At 54.4% G+C, this 15,824-nt stretch carries 16 protein-coding genes; 5 read left to right on the top strand and 11 right to left on the bottom strand.

Annotated elements, in window-relative coordinates; all coding sequences use genetic code 11:
* Positions 1-19: 19 nt before the first annotated feature.
* From ACJJIK_RS13170 to lgt, 10 genes are all read right to left on the bottom strand, one after another.
* Entirely contained in the window at positions 20-664 is a 645-nt protein-coding gene (locus ACJJIK_RS13170) for a TonB family protein (protein ID WP_444943003.1), read from the bottom strand.
* 225 nt (positions 665-889) lie between these two features.
* Positions 890-2,242, bottom strand: a complete 1,353-nt coding sequence (locus ACJJIK_RS13175; protein WP_444943004.1) for a tetratricopeptide repeat protein — start codon at positions 2,240-2,242, stop codon at positions 890-892.
* Positions 2,243-2,256: 14 nt separating this feature from the next.
* Positions 2,257-2,874, bottom strand: a complete 618-nt coding sequence (locus ACJJIK_RS13180; protein WP_444943005.1) for an energy transducer TonB — start codon at positions 2,872-2,874, stop codon at positions 2,257-2,259.
* Positions 2,875-2,879: 5 nt separating this feature from the next.
* Positions 2,880-3,281, bottom strand: a complete 402-nt coding sequence (locus ACJJIK_RS13185) for an ExbD/TolR family protein (protein WP_444915344.1) — start codon at positions 3,279-3,281, stop codon at positions 2,880-2,882.
* A gap of 112 nt (positions 3,282-3,393) precedes the next feature.
* Entirely contained in the window at positions 3,394-3,921 is a 528-nt protein-coding gene (locus ACJJIK_RS13190) for a MotA/TolQ/ExbB proton channel family protein (protein ID WP_444915343.1), read from the bottom strand.
* Between the two features lie 14 nt (positions 3,922-3,935).
* Positions 3,936-5,306, bottom strand: coding sequence for a MotA/TolQ/ExbB proton channel family protein (locus ACJJIK_RS13195; protein WP_444943006.1), 1,371 nt, complete (start codon positions 5,304-5,306; stop codon positions 3,936-3,938).
* Positions 5,303-6,085: a DUF3450 domain-containing protein gene (locus ACJJIK_RS13200; RefSeq protein WP_444928764.1), complete on the bottom strand. Its 783-nt coding sequence runs from the start codon at positions 6,083-6,085 to the stop codon at positions 5,303-5,305. The genes ACJJIK_RS13195 and ACJJIK_RS13200 overlap by 4 nt, the downstream gene beginning before the upstream one ends.
* A gap of 287 nt (positions 6,086-6,372) precedes the next feature.
* Positions 6,373-6,882, bottom strand: coding sequence for a dihydrofolate reductase (locus tag ACJJIK_RS13205; protein WP_444928765.1), 510 nt, complete (start codon positions 6,880-6,882; stop codon positions 6,373-6,375).
* Positions 6,883-6,891: 9 nt separating this feature from the next.
* Entirely contained in the window at positions 6,892-7,725 is an 834-nt protein-coding gene (locus ACJJIK_RS13210; protein ID WP_444943007.1) for a thymidylate synthase, read from the bottom strand.
* A 6-nt stretch (positions 7,726-7,731) separates the two neighbouring features.
* Positions 7,732-8,586 carry a prolipoprotein diacylglyceryl transferase gene (lgt, locus tag ACJJIK_RS13215; protein ID WP_444928767.1) on the bottom strand — a complete coding sequence of 285 codons (855 nt, stop codon included), beginning with the start codon at positions 8,584-8,586 and terminating at the stop codon, positions 7,732-7,734.
* A 35-nt stretch (positions 8,587-8,621) separates the two neighbouring features.
* On the opposite strand from lgt, the gene ACJJIK_RS13220 reads away from it, so the two are divergent.
* The 4 genes from ACJJIK_RS13220 (at position 8,622) to ACJJIK_RS13235 (ending at position 14,467) form a co-directional block, all read left to right on the top strand.
* Complete coding sequence (locus tag ACJJIK_RS13220) at positions 8,622-9,503, top strand: NRDE family protein (protein ID WP_444943008.1); 882 nt, start codon at positions 8,622-8,624, stop codon at positions 9,501-9,503.
* 408 nt (positions 9,504-9,911) lie between these two features.
* The gene (locus ACJJIK_RS13225; RefSeq protein ID WP_444943009.1) at positions 9,912-11,843 is read left to right on the top strand and encodes a L,D-transpeptidase family protein; all 1,932 of its coding nucleotides are present in this window, start codon (positions 9,912-9,914) and stop codon (positions 11,841-11,843) included.
* Positions 11,844-12,030: 187 nt separating this feature from the next.
* Positions 12,031-13,257 (top strand): L,D-transpeptidase family protein, encoded by a 1,227-nt coding sequence (locus ACJJIK_RS13230; protein WP_444943010.1) that lies wholly within the window; start codon positions 12,031-12,033, stop codon positions 13,255-13,257.
* A gap of 55 nt (positions 13,258-13,312) precedes the next feature.
* The gene (locus ACJJIK_RS13235; protein WP_444943011.1) at positions 13,313-14,467 is read left to right on the top strand and encodes a L,D-transpeptidase family protein; all 1,155 of its coding nucleotides are present in this window, start codon (positions 13,313-13,315) and stop codon (positions 14,465-14,467) included.
* Here ACJJIK_RS13235 and ACJJIK_RS13240 read toward each other — a convergent pair.
* A complete protein-coding gene (locus ACJJIK_RS13240) occupies positions 14,440-14,637 on the bottom strand; it encodes a hypothetical protein (RefSeq protein ID WP_444943012.1) in 198 nt (65 codons plus the stop codon). The two genes, ACJJIK_RS13235 and ACJJIK_RS13240, sit on opposite strands and share 28 nt — an antisense overlap.
* Positions 14,638-15,232: 595 nt before the next feature.
* On the opposite strand from ACJJIK_RS13240, the gene ACJJIK_RS13245 reads away from it, so the two are divergent.
* Entirely contained in the window at positions 15,233-15,766 is a 534-nt protein-coding gene (locus ACJJIK_RS13245) for a DUF882 domain-containing protein (RefSeq protein WP_444943013.1), read from the top strand.
* Positions 15,767-15,824 lie beyond the last annotated feature (58 nt).

Genomic DNA, 15,824 nt, shown 5'->3' on the forward strand with positions numbered 1-15,824 from the left:
GCCCCTGAGGGCCGTTTTTTTATTCCGCCAATTTATAGCTAATCCGATTGCGCACCCCGTAGCGCTCAACCGCTTGGCCGTCCTCCATTTGCGGGCGGTATTTAAAGCGCTCTGCCGCCGCGATGGCGGAGCGATTAAACACATTCGTGGGGTTGCCTTTGGAATCGTAACCTCCAACCACACGGGCATCGCGCACCGCGCCTGTTTTAGTCACGGTGAATTCCACAACCACATAGCCCTCAATCCCCCTGCGCAATGCGGCATTCGGGTAGCGCGGTTTCGCTTTATAGACCGGCGGGGGATCGCGAGATATTTGCACTCCCGTGGCAGTGACTGGCGTGGGTGTACCAATCACTACATCTATTTTGACCGGCACTACCTCAGTTTCCTCAGTCCGCATAGTCGGCTGTTCAATCACTTTTTGTGGTGGCGCAGGTGCCTCATAGTTTTCCGTAATGATCACCTGCTTCGGCATATGTATCGGCTTTATCGGCGCTAGCGATTGCACTGCCGGCTCCTCAATATCCGTTGCCACCAGCTGGCTCATCAAAAAAAGTAACCCCGCAGTTGTCGCTGCGGCATAGCCCAGGCCTTTCGCGTAACCCGCGAGCAGATGAGGGGGGAAAAATATGGGGTTGGAAATCGACTGGCAAGCTCTGTCCATAACACCTCTCCTATTATTGTTAGGGTGCGATAAGCGGCATCCTTGTGCCGAAAATGGAAAAGCTGATCAGCTGACTTTAATCATTAGCCAATTCACAAAAAAATGCAAATAGTTCGTTAATACAGGTTGTTTCAAATTTTTATATCGCAAAGCAGAGACAAAAAAGCATAAAAAAAGCCGCGCATTGCTGCGCGGCTTTAGTGGAAGTGAAACCCTTAACTGGTACTAAATAGCCAGTTGCGCTTCACGCTCCTTTTCACCTTCGACAAAGCTAATCCACTGTCTGGCGAACTTCTCAGAACGCTCGTCCTTCAGTGCAAGCTTGAGACTTTTTAAGGCTGAGTCATAGCGTTTCAGGTTGGCACTGGCCATACCCATTACGATATGCAGCTGGTCAACACGCTTGATGCCACCTTTGGCCAGGGCTTTTTTGCCCATGGAAATGGCTTTCTCGCTCTGGTCCAGGTCCAGGTAGATACCGGCCAGGCGTGAATAGATCTCGCCTTTATCGGAAAGCTGTGCGGCCGCTTCCAACTGGGGAATCGCCTTTTGCAGCTCCTGGGCCATCTGGTAGGCCTGGGCCAGGGTTTCCAGGTTTTTCGCCGTGCGCGGGATCTTCTTCTCTTGAATACCCTTGGCAATCACCTTGGCTCCTTTATAAGGCATTTCATGCCCCATAAAGAGGTAACCCATATTCAGCAGGTCTCTGTCCTTCTCCAGGGCTCCGGCAAGGTAAGCTGCTTCCATCATATGCAGCTGATCTTTGTCGCGTTTGAGCTCACCGTACATAGCAGCCAGCGTTTTGTAGTACACAGGCTTTGGATAGTACTGCACCAGCTTTTCCAGAACAGCGGATACGCTCTTGTAGTCAGTGCGCTCGAAATAAACGTACTGCTGCAATCCGTACCAGCTTTCCTTGGGTGTTTTGCCCTCTTTCTCGTACATGGATACCGCAACATTGATATCCGCGAGTGCTTTGTCCTGGTTGCCAATCTGATTGTAAGCCTGGGCGCGCAAGGCGTAGGAGTCCGCAGTGATGCGATCGGAAACCTTAAACCACTTGTTTAGGTAGTTAATCGCCTGCTTGTAATCCTCAGTGACAAAATACAGCTGAGCCAGGGTAAACAAAGTGCCCACTTCTAAAGCTACCGGCAGGTTTTTTTCACCCTGATCCAACACCTTTTTAAAGTAGGGAATCGCCTCTTTGTAACGCTCAGTACTGTAGTAAACAACACCGAAGAAGTTATACATCTGGGCAATTTCATAGCCGTTGAAGCGCTTCTTAGCTGCATCCATTTCTTGCAGTGCAACTAGTGCCGCCGCCCAATCCTCTGCATCCGCAGCTTCCTGGGCTTTTTCCAGCTTCTTATACGCAGCTTCACGCATCGCCGGAACTTTACGGGTTTTTTCTTTGCTCGGCTTTTTTTGTTCCTGCGCCTGTGCTGAGGCGAAAGGTGCCGATACACCCACCGCATCCAACACGGTAACGCTGACCGTCGGTGCCAGAACCAAGGGTAGCGCTACTGACGTGCGCAGAGCGAACTTGGACAAACCTTTAGTGATGGTCGTCAACTTCATAGTGCTTCCCCTTTTTAGTCCTTAGCCATGTTAAAGCTGATCTTAGTCCTAACATTAGGAACTTCGGTCGGCTTGCCATCGACTACCCGCGGCTTGTACTTGTACTTCAGCGCGGACTTCAGGGCAGCCCGATTGAAAACCGTGGTCGGTTTACCTTGCAGCGTAAACGCTTCAATTACGACCGGGTCGCGTACAGAACCGTTTGTCGTCACTGTGTACTCAACGATTACATAGCCTTCCATACCGCGCTGTAGCGCGCGACGGGGGTACTGAGGCTGTACTTTTACGATCGGTAGGTAGTCACCTTCACCAAAACTGAAACCAGACAGCTTAACCCCACCCCCAGCTTTCGGAGCGGCGATACTGATGTTGCCATCAATATTCGGCTCCTCAAAGTCGGGCTCCGGCATTTCCGGTGGCGGAGTCTCTGGCTCGTCTGGTTTTACCGGCTTGGCGGTGTCGTACTGTGTTTCAATCTTCGTCTCAGGCATCACCACATCGGCAACCTTGAACTGCTCCTTATCTTCTGGAGCCTTCATGTTTGCCGCAATCAGCTGATGCATGGTGAAGATGAGGCCAAAGGTTGTGGCTAACGCCAGCGTACCTGCCCCAAGAAGTCTTACCGGATTCATAGCTGTTAACTCTTCTCTGTAGCGACGGAAACTTTCTTGATACCAATCTTCCTGGCTGCGTCTGCAATCAGGGCAATCTTCTCAATACTCGCTCCCTTATCGGGCTGAATTACCAACCACCCTTTCGGGTTTTCCGAGTAGAGACGCTCCAGGACAATTCGTACCTGACGCTCATCGACCTTCTCTTTGGCAATCCAGACCTCGTCACTGTCGTTGATCGCTACCAGAATAGAGGCGGCCTTGAGTTCAGCGGTTGTCGCTTCCGGCTTCTCAACATCAGCACCCGGCTCCTTGATAAAGGTCGCAGTGACGATAAAGAAGATCAGCATGATAAACACCACGTCCAGCATGGGCGTGAGGTCAATTGCGCCGGCTTCTTCTTCTGCCGTATTTTGTCTTTTGCTCATAGCAACTCTCTTAGCGAACTTTTCCAGCGGGGGCTCGGGGAGCCCCCGGCGAAAGTATCTGGCTTGGCTAAACCTTCACAGCAAATAAGCTGGCTTATTCGCTGGTGGATGCTTAGTGATCCATTGTCAGATGATCTTCCAGCAGCTGGGTTTCACGCTCAGCTTTACGGGCGAGGTAGGTATTGGCAAATACACCTGACAGGGCCGCAACCATACCCGCCATTGTCGGGATAGTTGCCATGGATACACCACTGGCCATCTGCTTGGCGTCGCCACCACCTGTAATCGCGAGAACATCGAACACGTTGATCATGCCCCAAACCGTACCCAGCAGCCCAAACAGAGGGGCCAGGGCGACACAGGCTTGGATCATGTCCATATTGTCCTGAATTTTCTCGGATACCCGGGAAATCATTGCATAACGGATCTGGTGCGAACCCCAGGATTTGCGCTCACCGCGCCCCTCCCACTGGTCTACCGCACCCTGAACGTCACTTTTCAACCCTTTGTTAAAGTAGAAAATACGTTCAAAAATCAGCGTCCACATAAAGAAGGTCAGGCCGGCGATCAGGAACAGTACTGGCCCGCCCGACGCCATAAAGGCGTTGACGGCGGCCCATGCGTCATTTAATGCGTGCATGTTGCCGCCTCCTCTTATTTGCGCTCGGCGTTTTCTGCCACGATACCAGCACTCTGCTCTTCCAGAATGTGCAGGACACGCTTGGCACGGCCATTAACTACGGTGTGCATCAGAACGGTTGGGATAGCCACAACCAGACCGAGAACAGTAGTGATCAGGGCTGAGGAAATACCGCCGGCCATTGCCTTGGGATCGCCCGCACCAAAGATAGTGATCGCCTGGAAGGTGATGATCATACCGGTAACGGTACCCAACAGACCCAGCAGCGGAGCAACCATGGCGATGATCTTCAGCAGGTTGAGGCCGGATTCGATCGCCGGACGCTCTTTCAGTACCGCTTCTTCCATCTTCAGTTCGAGGGTTTCACCGTCTACACCCTTGTTCTCTTCCGCAACAGACAGTACGCGGCCCAGTGGGTTATTGGTGTTCGGGGTAGAGGAACGCAACTGTGTATTTACTTTGCCGCTAACACCGGTCAGAACGATCAGGCGGAAGATAGCCAGCAGCATTGCGAAGGCACCAACTGCGGAGATGATGTAGCCCACGATACCACCCTGGTGCCAGCGCTCTACGATGTCCGGGCTGTTGATCATGGCTTTCAGGTAGGAACCACCGGTAGGGCCAGTCGGGTCTACACCGAAGGCACTGAAGCCGCTGGTAGAAGCTTGCAGAGCTTCAGCCATGCCTTGGAACTTGGCATCCGGCTGACGGATCAGCTCAGCCATTTTGTAGGCATTGTTCATTTCCAGGTATTTACCGTTGGAAACCAGGTTGAAGTTACCTACACGAACCACTTCCTGCTCAGCTTGCTCGCCGTTGGGCTTGATCACAGTTGCGTTGAACTTAACGATCTTGCCGGACTCAACGGTTTCGCGCTGAATCTCAAACCACAGGCGCTCGATCTCTTCGATCGTCGGCAGTTTGGTAGCACTGTTCATCTTGGCCAGAAGACCGTCGATGAATTCTGTACGACCCGGGTACTGAGCGGATACCAGAGAGGAACCGATGTTGGCACGCAGGTCGGCAGCAGTAGAGGACATGTGGCCGAACAGCTCTTTCAGGGAGCCGAGGCGCTGGTCCAGTTGCTGGCGCTTCTGATCGACAGCGACTTCCTGCTCCTGGTATTTCTTCTCCAGTTCAGCAGAGCGCTTTTCTTCAGCGGTACGGGTGTTTTTAGCTTGGTTCAGCAGGGCGTTCTGGTTGGCCTTTTGACGGCGGAACTCAGCTTCGCGCTGCTTGTGCTCTCTGGACTCGGCAACTTTGGAGTCCTTAACCATTTTCAACAGGTCGTCCAGGGAAGAGGCCTTCTCCTGAGCAACTGCGGAGAAGCTGATCAGGCCAGCTGCTGCCGCTACTAAAACGCGTTTGGCGAAAGAGGTTTTCATTGCGCTGCCTCCGGAGCCGGAATCGGCATGGTCATGATGTCGATAGTGGCCTGTTTCTTGGCAATTTTCAGACCGTTCATGAGAGCGCGGCGGTATTCACCAGCATCGATCTCAACCCACGCGCTGTTGGCTTTGTCATAGGCGAGGGAAATTTCAGCATCAGTAGTCTGAGCCAGCAGGGCGATACGGCCGATTTGCAGAACGCTCACTTCACGCTCCTGACCGGCAACGGTCAGAGTGTCGCGGTAAGAGTCGATCTTACGGGCGTATTCAGCTTCGAAGTTGTACAGCTCCAGCACCTGGCGGAACTTCTCCGCAACGCTGATATCGGAGCGGTCCATGGTGCTCTTAACACCATTGAGGTTCGCCATACGCTCTTCCAGCTTGAACGGTGCGTCCAGCTCGATGAACTGTTCCAGGCCGTCCAGCATACGCAGGATCAGCGGCTGAATCTGACGCTCAATAACAGTAACGTTGGCAATAGACTCGTCCAGCTCATTGATTACTTCGAGCTGGTTGGCCAGCTGCTTCTCCAGCTGACGGTTGTATACGCGCAGACCATCGATTTCTTTGTTAACCACCTTGAAGTCCTGCAGCAGGCTGCTGGTTTCGTCGGCAATCTTGTCGATGCGTTTTTGCGATGCCTGGGCCGCAGTGGTTTTCTGCTGGCCGACGGCGAGTACGTTATCGAGAGTATCCGCAGTGGCTACGCTGCCGTAGAGCGCGCCGGCAGACAGCGCAGTGGTCAGCGCCACAGCCATGAATCGCTTGGTTTTCATTAGACCCCCCAGTGGGTTCAATATTTCACAACATGGTCGCGATGAGTTAGCTGCCACAACGCGGTGTCCTTTTGTTTTAAAAACATTGGTTAGAAGACAGCTAAGAGCCGCACATTGTAAACAGCCGATTTGATTATTCAAATGCCGATTGCCAGCATCGGCCCGCTTGGGTAACAAGGTAACACTTGGGTAACATTTCCGAGTCACTTGCACACATTCGCGGCGACGTTTCCTGTGTAAGCTGTCGGAGAATTTAACAGATCGATCAAGTTTTGATCAAATTGTTTTTATTTAAATCTGTCATATTGGACTAATGAGTAGTTGTACTCATTCCTGTCGGAGGCCCGGTAACACTCGCGTACCGACTCGACCCAAGAGTCATCAATATCGGGGAAAAAGGCGTCCCCATCGACATCTGCATCCACTTCAGTGACATATAAGCGGGTGGCGAGTGGCAGTGCCTGGCGGTAAATCTGTGCGCCACCGATAACCATCACCTCGCTGGCTCCGCTGTCTTTTGCGCAGTTTTGAGCCAAACTGAGGGCTTGATCCAGAGACTGGACCACCTCGACGCCATCTGCAAGCCAGTCGGGATTACGCGTAATGACAATATTGACCCGCCCCGGCAGGGGGCGACCAATTGACTCAAAGGTCTTTCTTCCCATAACCACAGGTTTCCCCATGGTAGTGCGCTTGAAAAACTGCAAGTCACCGGAGATGCGCCAGGGCAGCTCGTTATCCTTGCCGATAGCACCATTGCGGGCAACCGCCGCAATCAACGCAATAGAAACCGTCATCGCTGCCCCCTAGATCGCTACCGGTGCTGGAATATGTGGGTAGGCCTCGTAGCCTTTGAGTTCAAAGTCCTCAAAGCGGAAAGAGAACAGGTCTTGCACCTCTGGATTCAGGTGCATCTGCGGCAGGGGAAGGGGCTCGCGCTGCAATTGCAGCTCAACCTGCTCCATATGGTTGGAGTAGAGGTGGGCATCGCCAAAGGTGTGGATAAACTCACCGGGCTGCAAACCGCATACCTGCGCCAGCATCAGAGTCAGCAAGCTATAGGAGGCGATATTAAAGGGCACCCCCAGGAAGATATCTGCACTGCGCTGATACAGCTGGCAGGACAGCTTGCCGTCGGCCACATAGAACTGAAACAGAGCGTGGCAGGGCGCCAGGGCCATGCGCCCTTCGCGGGCATTATCGGCCGGGGAGACACCTTCGTCCGGCAGGTCAGCGGGGTTCCAGGCACTAACCATCAGGCGCCGGGAGTCCGGGCGGGTTTTCAACTGATCCACCAGCTGCTCTATCTGATCGATCTGGCGACCATCCGGGGTGGGCCAGGAGCGCCACTGGTGGCCATAAACCGGGCCCAAGTCGCCCTCCTCAGTGGCCCACTCATCCCAGATCCGCACCTTGTTGTCCTGAAGGTAGCGGATATTGGTGTCCCCCTGCAAAAACCACAGCAGCTCGTGAATAATCGAGCGCAAGTGACACTTTTTCGTGGTGATCAGGGGAAACCCCTCGGCTAAATCAAAGCGCATTTGGTAGCCAAATACACTGAGGGTGCCAGTGCCGGTACGGTCACCCTTAACGGTGCCGTTATCGCGCACATGGCGCATTAGATCGAGATACTGCTTCATCTATTGCTATGCTCCGCCTTTAACTCGGGAAGACCCTGTCTTCTTACCCTTACTCTGCCCACTCCGCCCCTCTGGCAGAGACTGGGTTTTATAACTCCACACCAGCAATGCAATGCCGGCAATAATCATCGGCAAACTCAACAGCTGCCCACGGGTCATCCAACCAAATAAATCAAAACCAATATGCCCGTCGGGCTCGCGGACAAACTCCACCAGGAAGCGGAAAATTCCGTAGAACATCACGAACATACCGCCTACCGCGAGGCGCGGGCGCGGCTTACTGGAAAACCACCAGAGCAGCGCAAAGAGTACCAACCCCTCCAGGAAGGCCTGATACAGCTGGGATGGGTGTCGGACCAGAAGCTCCGGGTCCCTCGGGAAGACCATGCCCCAGGGGCCCTCGGTTTCGCGCCCCCAGAGCTCCTGACCAATAAAGTTACCGATTCGCCCGAGCCCGAGCCCGATGGGCACCAGTGGAGCGACGAAATCAATCAGGGCCGGAAAGGTTGTACCAATCTTGCGCGCGTAGAGCACGGTGGCCAATATCACCCCGATCAGGCCACCGTGGAAACTCATTCCCCCCTCCCACAAACGAATCAGCGATAGCGGGTCTTCGAGCAATTGGGGGAAGTTATAAAAGAACATATATCCCAGGCGACCACCGAGAACGACACCAATGGCGCAGTAGAGGATCAGGTCCTCCACTTCGGATTTAATCACCGGCGACCAGGGTTTAGCGCTGCGGCGCAGTGCCAACCACCAGGCCGCGACAAAGCCGGTCAGGTACATCAGCCCATACCAGTGCACTTTTAAAGGGCCTATTGCAAAGGCTACCGGATCGATTTCGGGATAGGTCAGCATGGGGGAATCGCGATTGCTAATTAAAAGGGCGTATTATGGTCGCAAAGCCCCCCGCTGTGAAAGGGCGGCTTGTCTCTAGATCCGGGAAGATCGCCATGTGTCTACTGCTATTTGCCTACCAATGCCACCCGAGCTATCCACTGCTTTTGATCGCCAATCGCGACGAGTTCTATCGGCGCCCAAGCGCCCCTGCGGCGCGCTGGCCGGGCACTCAGTTAATCGCCGGTAGAGATCTGGAGGCCCGGGGAACCTGGGCCGGAGCATCCCCCGGACGAATCGCAGCGGTGACCAATGTCCGCGAACCGGGGGTGCCGGAGCCCCTAGAGGCACTGTCCCGCGGGGAGATACCACAGCAGTTTCTATGCAAACGGGATAGTCCGGAACAATTTATCCAATCCCTACAACCTCAACGCTACAGAGGCTTTAACGCCCTGCTATTTGATATCGATAGTGAAAACTCGCTCGCGTGTGCCGGCAACCGGCACACGCCATTTATTTTTACAGCGGGTATTCACGGTATCTCCAACGGCGCAGCGGACGAACCCTGGCCCAAGGTAGAGAGAGGCAAAGCGGCGCTGGCCGAGATCATACCTGGAGCCGACCAGCCGGTGACGTTTGCAAACTTTGTCGAACCGGCCCTGGCACTGCTCAGAGACCGCACCCCCGCGCCGGACCCACAGCTGCCGCAAACCGGGCTGGCAACAGAGATCGAGCGGGCGCTCTCGCCTATATTCATCCACATAGTTGCCAATAGCCCGGCGACAGCGGCCATGCTCCCCGATGGCGGCTACGGCACCCGCGCCAGTACCGTGATCACCATTGACCGCAAGGGGCACTGCCAACTGTGGGAACAGACATTTGTCAACGGCGCGCCGAGTGGCCCCCTGCGCCACCTCAAAACGCCACAGTTAGCCTAAATTTCTCGCACTAACCGTTGAATTGGGCGTATTTTTTTGTCTAATGCACCGCCAGCTAGTCAAATTACTTCTATGGGCCGCCTGCCCTTGAGGCACAGAGAAAGAATATTGGCGCAAAATACATTATTCGGAAATCCTTACTCTAAAAAGAATGAAGCGCCAAGCAAAGTTGGGATTTATTGCCATACTTACTTTCACAGACTGCAATCGGTTGAGTTTCGCGCAAGCGGAGCACCTACTGAAGTCTCAATAAAAGGAAGTCGCGCGGGACGCATGACACGTGCGGGTCACCGATAATATTGAAGAGTATCTGGATAGGCCCGCCGCAGGTTGGGAAGGTATGAACGATCTGGCGCCCGGCATTTTCTAAAATATCGCACCGGGCCCCCGCAGAATCGCTGAGGTACCATGTCGTATTTCAACCCCGAGCATCGCAGACGCAAATCGATACTTCCACTACTGACACTGGGTAGCCTCTGTGTCTTTATCCTCTATTACGCTTTTGCGGCCAATCAGAGGACCCGTCCGATTTTACCGGAGAATGCGGTCCGCCCCCATCTAGTGCACTGGCTGGAAGAAAACCCGGATGCCTGGCCGGCCCAGGACCCCATCTTCAATCCCGCCGCTGTGCGCAGAATCTATCAGCGTACCGATTACCGCCTGCTTTGGTTCGATAACTACAGCCTAAGTGATAGTGCCAACGACCTACTGAAACAACTCACTGCGGCCAGCTCCGGCAATCCCAGCAGCATGGTCGACTATCGCTACCACCTGGGTTACTTCGACCGCACCCTGCAAGACACCCCCCAGCACCTACAGATGGCCGCAGTACTGGATGTTCTGCTGACCGACGCCTTTGTCTCCTACGCACAGGATACCCAGTTAGACCGGATCAAACCCAGAAGTCGCCCGCGCCGGGGAATCACGCCGGTGCAGCGGGACAACCAGGGCTTTCGCCTGGTGGCACTCAATACAAGGCAGCAACAGCCCCCCGCTGAACCCAGTGGCCGCAAGTACTTTCGCGGATACGACCGAGCCGCCAATCTCGGCGGTCAGGTGCGCAGCCGCTCTTACGCGCGGGAGTACAACGCCGACACCACAAGTCAGGACTCCGGCCGCCGCTATTTCACCACCACACGCCGCCAATACCGCGACAGTAATAGCACCTCAAACAGCGACAGCCGTGTTTATTACAATCAGGGGCGATCAAATACTGCTGCGGTGCCAATTCGGTCTGCAAACAGCGAGGGGCCCTACTACGAGGAAAACAGGCCCTACGGCAACAATGTGCGGGCTCTGCGCAATGAACTGCAACGGCTGCGCGAAATGTCCGCCAGCGGCCGCTGGCGCCCTATCCCCCCGGGACCCGCGATGACTCTGGGCGCGCGCCACCCACATGTGAGCCACCTGCGCAACCTTCTCGCCCTGTACGGTGATTACGAGTCCTACTACAGCTACGGCGGTACTGATCGCAACCGCTTTGACCGGGGCCTGCACCAAGCAGTGGTGCGCTTCCAGAGACGCCACGGGCTCAGACCCGACGGCATTGTCGGGCGCTCAACCCGCAAGCGGCTCAATTTATCCCCCACTGCGCGAGCCCGGATTGTGGAAATGAATATCCAGCGCCGCGAAGCATTGCCGGAGCAAATGGGCAGCCGTTTTATCCAGGTCAATATCCCCGCATACCGCCTCAAGTATGTGGAAAATAACCAGGTCAAACTGGCGATGAATGTGGTCGTCGGCAAGAAAAAACACGCGACTCCCGAAATAACTACCCGCGTCAGTAAAGTTGTCTTCAACCCCACCTGGACAGTACCGCGCAGTATCCTGGTGAACGAGATACTCCCCAAGGCACGCAAAAATCCGGCGGGTATGGAAAAAATGGGCTACCGGGTAATTAGCGGCAGCGGTGAACAGCTCCCCTTAACCCCCCAGAACTTGTCAGCAGCCGGTGCCGGTTCCTATCTGATGCGCCAACTGGGCGGGGAGGAAAATATATTGGGGCGGGTCAAATTTGAAATTCCCAATATTCACGATATCTACCTGCACGATACCCGCGCGCGCAAACTATTTTCCCTGACCACGCGCGGCTATAGCCACGGCTGTATTCGCCTGGAAAAACCCCGCCATCTAGCTGAGGCACTGCTGCGCCCCCAGGGAAATTGGAATCAGTGGCGTATCGACCAATTGACCAGCGGTGACAAAACCACCGAGGTCGATATGTCCCAGGTGGTAAAGGTCTATATCACCTATTGGACCGCCTGGGTTGATGGACGGGGCAACCTGAATTTCCGCCCGGATATTTATGGCAAAGATGGACTGGTCGATAATCAGTTTTAACACCACTCGGGGCGGCGACCCGCCGCCCCGGTTATAATCCGCCGAGGTTTTGCCAAGTTATTCCATTAATTACTCCGTTTTAAGCTGAGCCATTCCTGAAAATTATTTAGAGACCACCGGTCACAAGTTACCAATGTGAGCACAGTGATGCCTTTCACTGATTTTTGACTGCTTGCATGGGTGACTTATGGGTGCTGCCAGCAAATTTCTTTCCGCTTTTTTGCCGCGCGATAAATTCACTTCCCTCAGAGCGAGTATCGCAGCGGTTGCCGTCGCAATATCACTGGGAATTCAATCGCCGCACACCCTTTCCAACTTGGACAATAGCGCCGCGCCCGTCCCTATCAGCAGCGGCAATCCCTTTTTACCGCAGGGGAGACACTTTTCCCTACTCAACGAGGAGTTAATTCGCTATCAGTCCCTGGCCCAGGGAAATCACTGGAGCCCCCTCGGTGCCGGACAACCTATCGCACCGGGCAGTCGCAGCCCCCGAGTCCTGCAACTGAGAAGTCTATTAATGCTCTACGGGGATTACCGCCCGGCAGAGTACGGTACCGATCATTCCCCCCCGGATATTTATGACAATCAATTGCAGCAGGCGGTTAAAAAATTTCAACAGCGCCACGGTTTAAAGCAGACCGCGCTGGTTGACGAGGGTACCCGCGAGCGCCTCAATACCCCGCCGCAACAAATCGCCAAAATTTTGGCAGCCAATATTCAGCGCTGGCAACAACTACCCAAGGATTTAGGTCCGCGCTATATCATCGTCAATATTCCAGAGTTTAATCTGCGCCTTATGGAAGGCAATAAAGAACAGTTCCGCATGCGGGTGGTGGTGGGAAACCCAAAACACAAGACACCGCAAATTACCACCCGTATGACCCGGATTGAATTTAATCCGGTGTGGCGCGTCCCGCCCAATATTGCCCTGCGCGAGTTATTGCCCAAGGGCAGCTCTGCACTCAAGGCCAAGGGCTACCGCCTGATGAATCACCGGGGCAACTCGGTGCCCTTTACCCGTGGCAACGTGGCGGCCGTGCGGCGCGGACAGGTTTCATTACAGCAAAAAAGTGGACCCGGCAATGCGCTGGGGAGGGTGAAGTTTGTAATCCCCAATCGCCAGGCAATCTTCCTCCACGACACCAACAGCAAACATTTATTTAAAAAACCCCAAAGGGCCTTTAGCCACGGCTGTATCCGCCTGGAAAAACCCTTGCAATTTGCCCGCATGATGCTGGCGCAACAAAACCGCTGGAGTGAGGAGCGTATCAATCGCGCCGTGGACAGTGAGCGCAGCCACGGCATCACTCTCAAAAATCCACTGCCGGTTTATATCGCTTATTGGACCGCCTGGGTCGATGAAAATGGACAACTCCAGTTTCGCCCGGATATCTACAACCAGGACCCACAATAGGAGACCGAAACCTGCAGGCAGTAGTGGTCACCGATATAACTGATGAGAAATTGGTATGGCATATGCTCCTCTCCCGCTCGGCATCGCCGCACTGATCAGCCTGATGATCATCTGGGCTGCGCCCCTGAACGCATCCGCCAGCGCCAGCGAAGCCGCCAGTACAGGCCAGCAGCTGCGTGCCACCGCCCAGGCCTACCGGGTAATGGCAAAAAACTGGCGCCCCATCGCCGAGGGAAAGCCGTTACAACCGGGGGACAGAGACCGGCGAGTCTTACAGTTGCGCAACTTGCTGGCACTCTATCGGGACTATAGCGGTCAACCGGGACCGCTTTCCGCACCGCAAAAAGATTCGCGAAGGTTTGATAGTGCACTACAGGCGGCACTGGAGCGCTTCCAAAAGCGCCACGGTTTAAATGTTAACGGTATCGCGGATGAGGAGACACTGGCCGTGCTGGCAATATCCCCTGTAGAGCGCGCCCAACAAATGGAACTAAATGCAAGCCGCTGGGAAAAACTCGATATCCCTGGCGAGGGCCGCTATGTGATTGTCAATGTTCCCGACTATCACTTGCAGTTGGTGGAAGATGGTTTAGTAACTCTCAAGATGAAAACTGTCGTGGGCAAGAGAAGTAGCCGCACACCGGATATGCACAGCCGCATTACCAATATTGTTTTCAGCCCCACCTGGACGGTACCGCGAAGTATTCTTATCACCGAACTACTCCCCAAGGCACGGCACAATCCGATAGCGATGCATAAACGGGGCTATCGGGTGGTGCAGTATCGCAGCGGTAAATCCTTTCCGATTACTGCGGAAACTATCGCCAAAGCCGCCGCAGGGCAGGCGACCCTGCGGCAGATCAGCGGCCCGGAAAACTCCCTGGGCAAAGTGAAATTTATCATCCCCAACAAGCAGGCTATTTTTCTCCACGATACCCAGGCGCAGAGCTTATTTAAGCAGCGCCAACGGGCATTCAGTCACGGCTGTGTCAGGCTACAAGCGCCCGAGGAGCTGGCTTATTTTTTGCTCCGCGCTCAAGGCTGGGACAGGACCCGGGTAGCGCAGGCAGCCAGTGGCTACGATGCGCTCAATATACGGGTCGAGAAAGCACCGCCTATTTACATTGTCTATATGACCGCCTGGATAGATCGGGATGGGCGCCCCCAATTCCGCTCGGATATTTACCACCGCGACAAAGTGGCGCCCTGAAGGGACCGGCCTCCGGCATTGGCCGGCACCCACCCCTGCGGCCTGCCCATACCTTTGATGTGATAGCCGCCCGCCCTGTAAACCGCTACTTTATCCAGCCGCCCGGATTTGGGATCGCTACGCTGTCCCCGCTCCTCATCGCCGTAGGCAAAGTAGCGAGGGCTTCGCATTGCGCTCACTGGGGCCGGCGGGGGCGGTTTTCACTCGCTAAGTACTGCGCTAGCTGGACATCACTGATCGGGCAATCGCAGCCAATACAAACACCTGGCTCTCTATCATCTCCCCTCTGCAGCACTTATATCACAGCACTCAACACCGCAGCCCCACCTTGTCTATACATGTATAGACAAAAGAAAAATCCCTATAAATAAAGAAGCTTCTCGCTAAAGCGGGCCCACGCCACCCGGGCCAGGGCACAACAGAGACTATAAGTGCCCAGAACTCTCAGCCGAGACTTTAGCCATATATCCACAATCACTGACTCACCCGTTTTACAAAACCTGAGAGTCGCAAAAAAATAATTTTTTAGTGATTAACCTGCAATGACAACGCTGTCTCCAGACCTTGAGCGCAAACCCCTTAGCGCCGATAAAAATTCCACAGCCAGCTAGTAAAAAAGAAAAAATATACCAGCCCAACAATCTAATTATTTCCGAATTAGCAGCTTCAGGTTTGTAACAACTGGTTATTTTTTGTACATTTTCCGCCGTACCCGGTTGCGCCAACTAAGGCACACCGACGAGAGATTAACGACGAGGCGGAATTATGAAGAATCCATCCAGACGTCGATTCCTGGCTGTGACTTGTGCAACTGCGGCGGCCGTCAGCGCCGGACCAACTTTCGCAAAAGTAGGTAGCGCCCGCACCCTGAAAATGCGCAATCTGCACACCGGAGAGAAACTGGAGGCCGCCTACTGGAGCAATGGAGATTACAGTAGCGGAGGCCTGTCGCAGTTTAATAAATTGCTTCGCGACCACCGTGCCAACGAAGTGACCCGGATGGACCCCAAGCTTCTGGATATCGTCTACAAGCTGAAGCAGAAGTTCAATTACAAAGGGACCATTGAGATTATCTCTGGATACCGCTCGCCAAAAACCAATGCCAAGCTGCGTGCAGCGGGCCGGGGCGTCGCCAAGCGCAGTTACCACACTCGTGGAATGGCTATAGATATCCGTATGCCCGGCGTTCCCCTGGCGAAACTGCGCCAGGCGGCTCTCGACCTGAAGGCGGGTGGGGTCGGCTACTATCCGAAAAGCAACTTCGTACACGTGGACACAGGCCCGGTACGCCGCTGGTAATTCCCTCCAGCTACAAAAAACCCGGCAGTCGCCGGGTTTTTTTATGCAGTTCTATAAG

This window comes from Microbulbifer regidiadema (SeqCode) (assembly GCF_052466995.1).